Consider the following 10,640-nt stretch of genomic DNA (forward strand, 5'->3'; position numbering starts at 1 on the left):
TAATGGGGGCAGCGACAAACTACGAGACAAGCGTCTCATTTTTTAATCAAACAGCATACAAATACGCGGCCGGGTTCTATATATTGCGCTCCTGACCAATGTATTAATCATGGTCAAAAAATAAAAATAATTTACTTTGATGAGAGAAAAAAATGAAAACTACACCACTACTGGCGCTGCTTGGCGGCGCTATGATGTCAGCGCATGCCTGGTCGGCCCCTGAATATATTTCCGACCTGGATATTACCTCTTTCGACGGAACGGTACTCGATGCCAACCTGTTTGTGCCGGAAACCCCGGCACCAGCGGAGGGCTACCCTACCGTGATCTTCACCAACAGCTGGGGCTTGGAAAAACGCCAATACCACTTCCAGGCCAAGGAGCTGGCTGAAAATGGATACCTGGTTTTGAGCTACTCCACCCGCGGCTTTGGCCACTCCGGTGGACTGGTGGACGTGGCCGGAGAGAACAGCATTGCCGATGTGGGTGTGCTGATTGATTGGCTCGAGGCCAACTACCCGGTGGGCAAACTGGGAATGGCTGGTATTTCTTATGGTGGCGGTATTTCCCTACTAAGCGCCGCGCAAGACTCCCGTATTGATGCGGTTGCTGCGCTGTCCGGCTGGGCCGATGTAGTTGAAGCGCTTTACCCCAATGAAACCGTTAACTTGGTCTGGGGTAGCTTACTTGTCACCACCGCCTTCGATAAAGAAGCTGAACTTGAGCAAGTCTGGGATGACCTGCGCAGCGGCCAGAACATGGAGCAAGTTATAGAGTTCGGCGCCAAACGCTCGGCAATAAGCTATGTCGATCAACTAAATGAAAATGGCACTGCAGTACTAGTATCGAATAACTTTGCCGATTATCTTTTCAAGCCCAACAGCATGACAGACTTTTTCTCCCTACTTGAGGGGCCCAAGAAGCTAATGCTAAACCCTGGTACCCACGCCATTACCGAGACACTCTCTGGCAACGATGGACACATTTGGTCTACCAGCTTCCGCTGGTTCGATCACCACCTGAAGGGCAAAGACAACGGAATCAACCGCGAACCTAAAGTGGACATGACCGTGCGTATCAGCAACAAGCTGGAGCACTATGAGGACTACCCAGTAACCCAAGAGAGCACCACCTGGTATCTACAACCACGCTTTACCATGTTCAATAGCGGCAGTATGGAGAGCGGTAAATATGATGGCTGGAGCTGGAGTAATGAATTCCACGGGGGCTGGGATACCTTTGCTGGTACCGGTATCCCATTGGTTTCCGATGCCTTAGAAGGTTTCGGCATTCCGGTATACGCTCCTATGATGGCAATCAACGGTTACTATGCCATCGAATACAAGTCACCAAGGCAGTCTGAGACCCTGAAAGTCCGCGGCGCACCAAAGCTAGAGATGTGGATCGAGCCCAGTAAGAGCGAGGTTCAAATGAATGTACATCTCTACGATGTCAATTTCTTTGGCCTTGGCCGCCTGATCACCCACGCACCAATTACTGTGCGCACTGAACAGCCAGGTAAGAAGCAAAAAGTGGAGGTTGAACTGTTCACCACCAGCTACGATGTGCCTGCTGGTCACCGAGTAGTTATGGCTATTGATACTCAAGGCCCTATTTACAAGAAGCCACAAGATACCAACTACACCATCACTGTGCCCTATAGCAGCAGCAAGGTTTCCAGTTTAACTGTCCCACACCTGTAAACTTTCACAGCCATCACCATGCCCAGCGCTTGATCGCCGGGCATGGCATTCCCCCTGGATCTATCTCAACGCCCACAGCCCCACGTAATTTTCCGCCAAAGCGGTACAATGGCCTTTTTTTTGGCCAAGTACCCCATCGCTCTATGAACAAGAAGATACCGCTCGCCCTGCTGAGCGCGGCGCTGTTATCAGTAACAGTCGCCGGGTGTAACCCGGCGGAAAAGGCCCCGCAGAAAATCGACCAGGAATCCAGCGCTCAAATGACAGCCCTGGACATCAGAGAAGCGCCTGAGGGCAAGCTTCCCCAAGGAGTAAAGCCCAGCGCCTACCACCTGGACCTGACTCTCGATCCTCGCAAAGATACTTTCAGTGGCCGTGTCGCTATCGACATTCAGCTGGACCAGGCCGGCAACCATATCTGGTTGCACGGCAAGAACCTGTCGGTAACCAAAGCCACTGCGCAACTGGCAGACGGGCGTGAGGTGCAAGCCAGCTACCGCGAGGTCCTCGACAGCGGCGTCGCCACGGTTGAATTCTCCGAGCAACTGCCGGCGGGCAGTTTTACTCTGCAGATGGATTACGCCGCGGACTTTGATCGCAACCTGGCCGGCCTGTTTAAAGTGGAAGAGCAGGGCAATGCCTATGCCCTGGCCAAGTCTGAGTCCATCCAGGCGCGCAAATATCTGCCCGGTTTCGACGAACCCGGCCTAAAGGCGCCCTTTTCCATCAGCCTCACTGTGCCCGAGGGCTACGCCGCTATCAGTAATGGGCCGGAATTAAAACGCGAGACTGTGCCGGGCGGCATGGAGAAAGTGACTTTTGCCACCACTCCCCCCATGTCCACTTATCTGCTGTCCCTCTCGGTAGGTCCCTTCGATGTGGTTGAGCGCGCAGCTATTCCACCGAGTAAGTACCGCAAGGACCCGATCCCCCTGCGCGGTTTTGCGCGTCAGGGCCGCGGTGGCGATATGAATTACATCCTCGATATCACCCCCAAAATGGTGGAGACCTTCGAGAATCAACTGCAGCGCCCCTACCCCTTTAAAAAGCTCGATATTATCGCCGCGCCCCAGTGGCCCAGTGGCGCCACCGAGTTGTCTGCAGCCATCACTTATCGCGAGCAACGCATTCTGGTGGGCGATAACCCCGCTCCCGGCGCACGCCTGGCTCTGGTAGAGGTACACGCCCATGAAATCGCGCATATGTGGTTTGGCAATCAGGTGACTCCCCCCTGGTGGGACGACCTATGGCTAAAAGAGGGCTTCGCCACCTGGGGCGAACCACTGGCCCTGCGTATTATGGAACCCGAGGGCGGCCACGACCTAAACGCCGCCACCTACGCCATCGGCGCTATGCAGTTGGACTCCCTCGCCAGCACCCGCGCCATTCGCGAGCCTGTTAGCGACAACAACAATATCCGCAACGCCTACGACTCCATCACCTATTCCAAGAGCCTGGGCGTTATCAATATGGTGGATAACTACTTCGGCGCGGAGAAATTCCGTCCGGCCCTGGGCCGCTATCTGGAAGCTTTTAACGGTGGTGAGGCAGACTCCCCTTCTTTCTACAAAGTGATCGGGAAGGAAACCAATACCCCGGAACTGACAGAGACTTTCCGCAGTTTTGTCGAACAAAAAGGTGTACCGCAACTGGAGCTGGCCCTGGACTGCAGCATTCCGGCCCAGGCCAAACTGCATGTCACCCAGAGCCGCTACAAACCCCTTGGCTCCCCTATTGCTACAACCGCACAGCAGTGGAGTATCCCCTTCTGCTTTAGCAGCGACAGCGGCACCCAGCAGTGTCAGATACTGACCGGTAAAGAAGAGACCCTGGAACTCGCTGCAGGCAGCTGCCCCAGCTGGGTAATGCCCAACGCACAGGGCAGCGGCTACTACCGCTGGAACCTGCCCGAGCCCCAGTGGCAGGCCCTTACCGAGCGCTTCACCCAGTTCGCCCCTACGGAGCAACTTTCAATTATCGACAGCGCCTTCGCTGCCTTCGAAGCCGGTAAGCTACCTGCTCCCCGCTTGCTCGACGTTGTGCGCCAGTCAGCGAAAGCAGACAAGCGCCAGGTAATTACCATGCCTCTGCGCTACCTGCGTAAGTACCGCGATAATTATCTCGACGATGCCGAGCGCTTGGCTTTCCTAAACTTTGCCCAGAACCTGTATCTGCCACTATTGAGCAACAGCGCGAGCAGCGAAGATGCTGACCAGCAAATGCTACACAGCGCCCTACTCGGTTTTATGGCACTGGTAGCAGAAGACCCGGATACCCGCAATCAGTTAATGGAAAAGGCTACAGCCTTTACCGGCTTTAACACCGAGCGCGATCCCCAGACATTGAACTCCGACCTGTACGAAGCCGCCCTGACCGTGGCTATCCAGGATGCCGGAGAGGACTTCCTCACACACCTGATTAAAGTGCGCACCGAGCTGGATGATCCACGCTTTGAAAACGCCAGTGCCAATGCCATCGGCAGCAGTAATAGCCCCAAGCAAATAGAGACTATCCAAAAGTTAGCACTCAGCGAACAGATGGGTCCGCGGGAGTCTTTTGCAATGATTCGCTACGCCCTGGCGCAGCCGCTGGTGCAGGAGCAACACTGGGCTTGGCTGCGCAATAATTTTGTCCAGGTTGTGGATAAAATCCCCGCGCAGATCCGCCGCCATACACCCGCATTTGCCAATGCCTTCTGCGATAAAAAACAATTGGATGAATTGCAGCAGCTATTCGCCCAGCACGGCAAGCTGACGCCCGGCTACCAGCGCAGCCTAGCGCAGACTGAAGAGCGTATTCAGTTGTGTATGGCATTGCAGGAAAAAGGCCAGTCGCTGATGGAGGCTCTACCAAAATCGGTAGCGCTGGCAAATAAATAAGCCGCTATTTTTTGTTATTTATCCCGTACAGGGTGAGGAAATTTCCCCACCCTGTACACGCTAAACCTTCCAACCAATAACCGGTGCAGACACCCGAATATTGCACCGGTACCCTTCGATAGTTTTTTCAGCTTTCGCTTTTATTGTGCTTGCGCAAGCGGAATGCCAGCCAGATCATGGGCAGGCCAAAGATAATGGCATAGGCCCCGATCACCCATACCAGTGCCAGGGCTCCGGCTCCAGGGCTCACCAATATTGCCAGGCCAAAAATTACCGAGAGTACACCGATCGCAATCAACAACCACTCGTTGTCGATTTCCTTGCGCAGTCGGATCGCTCCAACAATTTCAAATATTCCCCGCACCAATGCCCAGGCACCGATAAAAATCACCAGTACCAAAGCGGTTACCTGGGGAAACATAAAAGTCACAATGCCCGCAGCCAGGCTGATCAGGCCGGACACAATCAGCCACCAAAGAGGAGTGCTCGCATGCCGCCCCATAACTGCCGCCACCAAAGAAAAAATACCATCGAGCAGGGCATAGATACCAAAGAGAAAAACCAGAGTGAGTAGTGACAACCCCGGCCAGATAAATGTCAGCACACCGAAGATTACCGCGATAACACCGCGCAACAGCAGTAACCACCAGTTGGCGGAGAGCACCTTCAATATGGGGCCGGCGGGGATAGGAGAAGTATCAGTGGACATAAGCAGTCCCCGGGTTACAGATCAGCATTGAGTGAAGCGCCAGGCTGTGAAGCCTTGCAGAGCCGAACATATTTTCCCTGGAACCAGCAAAAATAAGGGAGCGGCGGCCCACGGCCGCGACCAAATAGTCGACTCTGCAAAGACTATGATCGCGCCGCAGGCCGCTAATTTCAGTGTAGCCCTTAACGACAAATAGGCGCAGAAATCTTGTAAAAGTGAAGGCCAGGTAAGAAGCTGGCTTAGGCCCTTATTGGTTGATAGGGGAATATGGGGCGCTTCAACAGCCTCTGGACCTATCGCCGGATGAGCATCCAACAGAGACTTAGTAACCCGTGTCGTGAGCGCGAGCTGACCCAGCAACAGATGACCGACGCCATTGGGGTGCATGTCAATCAGATTCAGCGCTATGAAGCCGGGGCAACACAGCCTTCCCCGGAAGCGCTAAAGACGATTGCTGTCGCCATGAGTATCACCTTTGGCTCACTGGTACTCGATGAAAACGAGCGCGGACCGGACAAGCAGCTAAGGCTGCAATTTGAAGCTATCAACCAACTGCCAATGTAGGAGAAAGAGGTCGTTAAGGAGTTGCTGGAAGGAATGAGCATCCAATATCAATCCCGGTGCTGGGATACCAAGCGGCAGACCAGTTAAATAAAAAGCCCACCGGGATTATCAGTGGGACTTTTTAAAAGTTAATTATTTTCACTTTTTTTCATTAAGCGTAAAAAACGATTTGAAGACAGCGCACCTAAAAATAGAAATAATACCCATAAAAAATATCTATGACACAACTATAAAAATTTATCCCCACTTCATAAAAAAATAAATACTAGCCACTAACATTAATTACCAAAGTAAATATAGGTATCAGTAACCCAGCTAAAATTACATTATCCACCAGAGCACTTTAACAAAACTTGAAGATCTAAACGTTCCTCAAAATGGAGCCCCGTGCCATATAGACCACTCGATGCATTAATCACCCCTGACGAAGCCATCGAAGCAGCAGCCGTCGAAGACATAAAGTCGTATACATATTTGGGCACCTAATAAGCCATTAAAAAAACAATAACAGCTTCCCCCAAATAGACTTGGTTGCACCGATAGCTTCGAAGTTTTCGCAGTGGTAAAGGAAATCACCGCAACCTAAATGCCCGCAAGTTCTAAGCTCCATAGCATTTTACATAGATCGTGTAAGACACTACACAAGGCACCAGGTTCATACAGGCATAATTCTTGGCTACCCGCTGTATAATCTGCGAAAGGTTTTCACCAAGCGAACAGTAAACCGTGAGATCGGTAAGGGCCATGGGATTGTCGCGTACATAGCTGTAGCGATTTGTAGCCCTGACTCCATCGATTTGAGGATCGGCCTGCATAAAGCGGCCTAATACTGGGTTGTAGATACGACCCTTCATAGGGATCAGGCCCGCTTGATCAAAGTGCTCCTGCCTGGTGAAGCTGCGCGCCGCGATTTCCAGGATATTATTGAGGGGATTTCAATTCATGGCACTCCGCCAGCCCCCGCATTGTGCCGTTGGCCCCAGAGCTTAGAGCTCAACTGCTCGATAACTTACTAATCTATGGGTACCCTGAATTTATCTCTGCTGATTTTGACCTAACTTCGCCCTACTATTCCCTCGGTTTTTTCTAAAACTACTGTTTTGAAACCGAAGCATAATCATTCTTTGTGCCATCACTTCTTAGTGCTAAACCAAAAAGGAATAGTTGCTAAAGCAAGGGTCAGCAACGTTACTGACCCTCCTCTCTAATCTGTAGGTATCTTGAATGTTCACTTTGAGCGAACTAGTTTATGATTTTTGACAGATCCCTTCACCCCTATTACCCTGATGTTACGGATTTGCTATATGCCGCCAGTCCAGGTAGAGAGCAGAAGCCGGATACCAATTATTTATATAAGATATCAATAATGACTCGCGCCCTATAGAAAGTCGCTCTCTCCGCCTGCCTTTATTCTCATACAACAAGCAACGAAAGTTATCTGGCTCCACCTCTTCTATTCGTGCTGTTAACGAGGCATCCTTACATACTGTACCTTCAAGCTCCGCAGAGATCATTGCCGAGAGTTCTTCGACGCCCTCTTGCAAGGCAGCCTTCAATTTTCCACTATCACTATCTGTCCACAAGTTCTTAAGGCTTTGCTCTTCTCCAACGAGTTCTAATCTTTTATCCAACCTCTGCACTTCTTTTCTAATTTTACTGGAAAGCTGCACCCTTTCAGTAACTCCAGAAGCCGAACCAAGATCATACTTATTTTTAATTTTACCTATGATTTTGGAACGACTATCACTTGTTACAGGAACGAGGTGGCGACCATACACATTTGAAAAATATACAGCCTTTCCCTGACGAAGTAACTTACCAGTTAGCGTTTCATATAAGTAATATTCAGAAACCAATTCTACAGCTGCAGTGTCATTTGTTATATAAAAACCGGTATCTACTACTATAAGAAAATCTTCTTTAATTTTTTTTACATTACCCTTGAGCTGTTTTCCGTATCTAAAATCAGCAGTTCGGAAATCCATCTTTCCAAATAAACTTTTCGTGGAGAGATAAGATTTCAAAGTTTTATGCATTACTTCACCCCCTAAAAATTCAGGAAGATTCTTTTCAATAAAGGATATATCTGCACGATTCTTAGAATATATTTGAATCCACTTCTGTCTAGATTTGACGTATTCATCAAGAGCCCCCTCAAACAAAAGGCTTTCCGCAAGATACAGTGGATGAGCAGGAAAGTAACTAAAAGCCGCTAAAGATACAATAGATTCACCTTTTATTAAGTTAGTGTTTGACTGAAATTTAGGCGCGCCCATATATAAGAAGGCATCACCAAGCTCGCCCTTTAAAGATGCATCATAGTTTTCCTTATTTGGGGGAATATGATCAAAATAAGCAAATAAAGGATAGTGATCTGGAGCGTTACGCTGCACTTGAATTTCTCGATTCATAACACCAGAAATTACACGAACCGATGACCCCTGCATCAGATCCTTATCTATTTCCCTCACTCCATTTCCGGCACAACTTGCAAGTGTAATCAGGCCAAACAAACCAGCGACCACACTATAAAAATTTTTCTTTCTTACCATAAAAATCTCCAACAAAAAAACTATTTTACGAATATTATCATGGTCAGCCAGGAACCATTAGTATAAAAAATTCAGTCATATTGTCATAGGAATACAAAGGGCAAACACTATAAATAAATGATTCATACCCTTGCCGACTTATCGCAGGGTGCGCAGCTAAGGCTGCAATTTGAAGCGATCAGCCAACTGCCAACAGAAGAGAAAGAGATCGTCAAGGAGTTGCTAAACGGGATGATTATTAAGTATCAATCCCGGCGATGGGATACCAAGCGGCAAGTCGGTTAAACAAAAAGTCCCGCTGGGGTCACCAGTGGGGCTTTTTAAGAGGGGCCAGAAACAGGCTTCAGATTAAGGGAGCCTGTAAATAGTAGACTTAGTAGTGCGACTTAAACTCTTAAATACAACCGTAAAGCAAGTATCTTCTACCAAAGAACTATCTACAAAAAAGTACGCCTCACCCACCGGCAGAAGTGCTTCCCGTTTATTAGTACTCAGAGAGACATTTATTTTTTTAGCATAAATAAATGATGTTTCTCGCTGCTCACCATTCAAACACCTAAGCAATTCCACCTTAAGCACCCCTCCCTCTTCAGGGAGGACTTCTAGCGTTTTTTTGTCAAAATCGAATTCAACAATTGAAATTGAAACAGACTGCCTAACATTAAAAGGTAATCTTTGATCGTCAGGAATTAGTTTTTTTGCTTCTAAGCGATCAATTTTTTCCATACGAATGTTTGATAGTTCAATTTGTTTTTCACCACAACCTACCATAGGATAAACTACAACCAAAACCACTAGACAATGAATAACTAATTTCATACTAAGGCCTACAATACTGGAAGCATATTTCCACATGATCTTTATTAATTGGAATATGAGCATCTGCATACCATTCCGGCTTATGCCCATACCAACCACCAGCTCTAGCGACAAGGTTATTCCTATTCATACCGCCACCGGTAGCCACGTAATTTGTCCATGTTTCCGAGTATAGAGCTACATTCGTAAAATTAGGTTTAAATCGACCAACAGGATCAGCTGTAATTAGGTGATCTACACGATGGCCAGCAGCGATTACTCTTGCGGCAGAATTACCACCATAACTATGACCAATTACTGTTAGCGAATATTCAGAATTATTTTCATCAATCCAAGCAGCTAATTCTTTCTTCTGATGATGCTCGAAATATATATCTCCTTCTTTGCCATAAGCTTCATACATGCTTTTAACAAATTCATTTTTATCATCCATAAAACCGCCAACATAAGCGGTCCTAGATCCCTTTTGTGCAAAGACATCACCCCGAGGCCAGTCGTACCTTAACTTTCCATTTTTCCTAACGCAATCAACGAGTTAACAACCATTTTTCCCGGCGCCACTGGCTCTTCACCATTTTTTTGCCCCGACGCGGGTTTTACCTTAGCCGGATGTTTTTCCTGAGGCAACGGACCTTTCTGTTTAGCCGCGCAGGCGCGCCAGCGCCTGGCCGCCGACAGGCGGCTAAAGCCGAGGGGCGTTTGCCCCTCTTGGTGGTTGGCTAGAACGAAGCGGGGGCAACACAGCCCTCCCTGAAGGCACTAAAGAAGATTGCTATCGCCATGAGCATCACCATTGACTCACTGGTATTCGATGAAGACGAGCGTGGACCGGATGAGTAGCTAAGGCTGCAATTTGAAGCTATCAGCCAACTGCCAACAGAAGAGAAAGAGATCGTCAAGGAGTTGCTGGATGGGATGATCATCAAGTATCAATCCCGGCGCTGGGATACCAAGCGGCAGATCAGTTAAATAAAAAGCCCCACCGGAGTTATCCTTGGGGCTTTTGTAGGAGTTCAGAAACTGGCTGTGCACCGCTCTCTAAGCTATGGATGTCTTGATTTCATACTATTATGATGATTCCGGCAATTGCTTTTCAGTAAAATTCAATCAGAAAACCGCCCTTTAAATAACCATAAAAAGATATATATGAATACATAGGTGGCCACTATTGCAATAACACCAACACCAAATAAAGCAAAGCCATTTACACCTAAAATAGACAGCCTCTCATCAAAAAAAGAAAGCGCAGTTATTACAAGAAGAATCAAAAACTCAATCGGTGCAAGTGACACCCCTCTATTTTTACGTTCATCTTTCGACCAAAAAAAAGTTACTGATATTGGAATTATTAAATTCCATAACAACTTCAACGCTAACAAGGCAGCGCAAACATAAAAGACAAAAAGCATATAAA

The 10,640-nt window shown here is 48.3% G+C and carries 10 protein-coding genes; 4 read left to right on the top strand and 6 right to left on the bottom strand.

Annotation, left to right across the window (positions count from 1 at the left end; genetic code table 11):
* Positions 1–152: 152 nt before the first annotated feature.
* Together ACJJI0_RS13630 and ACJJI0_RS13635 are read left to right on the top strand one after the other, a co-directional pair.
* The gene (locus ACJJI0_RS13630) at positions 153–1,703 is read left to right on the top strand and encodes a CocE/NonD family hydrolase (protein WP_444883017.1); all 1,551 of its coding nucleotides are present in this window, start codon (positions 153–155) and stop codon (positions 1,701–1,703) included.
* Between the two features lie 143 nt (positions 1,704–1,846).
* A complete protein-coding gene (locus ACJJI0_RS13635; protein ID WP_444883018.1) occupies positions 1,847–4,582 on the top strand; it encodes a M1 family metallopeptidase in 2,736 nt (911 codons plus the stop codon).
* Between the two features lie 127 nt (positions 4,583–4,709).
* Here the strand turns inward: ACJJI0_RS13635 and ACJJI0_RS13640 are convergent, their stop codons facing one another.
* Positions 4,710–5,291 (bottom strand): HdeD family acid-resistance protein, encoded by a 582-nt coding sequence (locus tag ACJJI0_RS13640; protein ID WP_444883019.1) that lies wholly within the window; start codon positions 5,289–5,291, stop codon positions 4,710–4,712.
* 267 nt (positions 5,292–5,558) lie between these two features.
* On the opposite strand from ACJJI0_RS13640, the gene ACJJI0_RS13645 reads away from it, so the two are divergent.
* Positions 5,559–5,855, top strand: coding sequence for a helix-turn-helix domain-containing protein (locus ACJJI0_RS13645; RefSeq protein WP_252083621.1), 297 nt, complete (start codon positions 5,559–5,561; stop codon positions 5,853–5,855).
* A 599-nt stretch (positions 5,856–6,454) separates the two neighbouring features.
* Here the strand turns inward: ACJJI0_RS13645 and ACJJI0_RS13650 are convergent.
* A complete protein-coding gene (locus ACJJI0_RS13650; RefSeq protein ID WP_353505493.1) occupies positions 6,455–6,775 on the bottom strand; it encodes an RHS repeat domain-containing protein in 321 nt (106 codons plus the stop codon).
* A gap of 369 nt (positions 6,776–7,144) precedes the next feature.
* A complete protein-coding gene (locus ACJJI0_RS13655; RefSeq protein WP_444883020.1) occupies positions 7,145–8,407 on the bottom strand; it encodes a hypothetical protein in 1,263 nt (420 codons plus the stop codon).
* 117 nt (positions 8,408–8,524) lie between these two features.
* On the opposite strand from ACJJI0_RS13655, the gene ACJJI0_RS13660 reads away from it, so the two are divergent.
* On the top strand, positions 8,525–8,692 hold the full coding sequence (locus ACJJI0_RS13660; RefSeq protein WP_252083624.1) for a hypothetical protein: 168 nt from the start codon (positions 8,525–8,527) through the stop codon (positions 8,690–8,692).
* A gap of 63 nt (positions 8,693–8,755) precedes the next feature.
* Here ACJJI0_RS13660 and ACJJI0_RS13665 read toward each other — a convergent pair whose 3' ends face one another.
* From ACJJI0_RS13665 to ACJJI0_RS13675, 3 genes are all read right to left on the bottom strand, one after another.
* Positions 8,756–9,226 carry a hypothetical protein gene (locus tag ACJJI0_RS13665; protein ID WP_252083625.1) on the bottom strand — a complete coding sequence of 157 codons (471 nt, stop codon included), beginning with the start codon at positions 9,224–9,226 and terminating at the stop codon, positions 8,756–8,758.
* A gap of 1 nt (position 9,227) precedes the next feature.
* Entirely contained in the window at positions 9,228–9,659 is a 432-nt protein-coding gene (locus tag ACJJI0_RS13670) for a hypothetical protein (protein WP_252083626.1), read from the bottom strand.
* A gap of 670 nt (positions 9,660–10,329) precedes the next feature.
* A complete protein-coding gene (locus ACJJI0_RS13675) occupies positions 10,330–10,635 on the bottom strand; it encodes a hypothetical protein (protein ID WP_444883021.1) in 306 nt (101 codons plus the stop codon).
* Positions 10,636–10,640: the final 5 nt, after the last annotated feature.

This window comes from Microbulbifer mixtoriginis (SeqCode), assembly GCF_052466695.1.

What these genes read in the sequence shown, in the direction of transcription:
- ACJJI0_RS13670 (WP_252083626.1), bottom strand. Translation starts at nt 9,659, where the DNA reads ATGGATGATAAAAATGAATTTGTTAAAAGCATGTATGAAGCTTATGGC.
- ACJJI0_RS13640 (WP_444883019.1), bottom strand. Translation starts at nt 5,291, where the DNA reads ATGTCCACTGATACTTCTCCTATCCCCGCCGGCCCCATATTGAAGGTG.
- ACJJI0_RS13635 (WP_444883018.1), top strand. Translation starts at nt 1,847, where the DNA reads ATGAACAAGAAGATACCGCTCGCCCTGCTGAGCGCGGCGCTGTTATCA.
- ACJJI0_RS13645 (WP_252083621.1), top strand. Translation starts at nt 5,559, where the DNA reads ATGGGGCGCTTCAACAGCCTCTGGACCTATCGCCGGATGAGCATCCAA.
- ACJJI0_RS13630 (WP_444883017.1), top strand. Translation starts at nt 153, where the DNA reads ATGAAAACTACACCACTACTGGCGCTGCTTGGCGGCGCTATGATGTCA.
- ACJJI0_RS13660 (WP_252083624.1), top strand. Translation starts at nt 8,525, where the DNA reads ATGATTCATACCCTTGCCGACTTATCGCAGGGTGCGCAGCTAAGGCTG.
- ACJJI0_RS13665 (WP_252083625.1), bottom strand. Translation starts at nt 9,226, where the DNA reads ATGAAATTAGTTATTCATTGTCTAGTGGTTTTGGTTGTAGTTTATCCT.
- ACJJI0_RS13675 (WP_444883021.1), bottom strand. Translation starts at nt 10,635, where the DNA reads ATGCTTTTTGTCTTTTATGTTTGCGCTGCCTTGTTAGCGTTGAAGTTG.
- ACJJI0_RS13655 (WP_444883020.1), bottom strand. Translation starts at nt 8,407, where the DNA reads ATGGTAAGAAAGAAAAATTTTTATAGTGTGGTCGCTGGTTTGTTTGGC.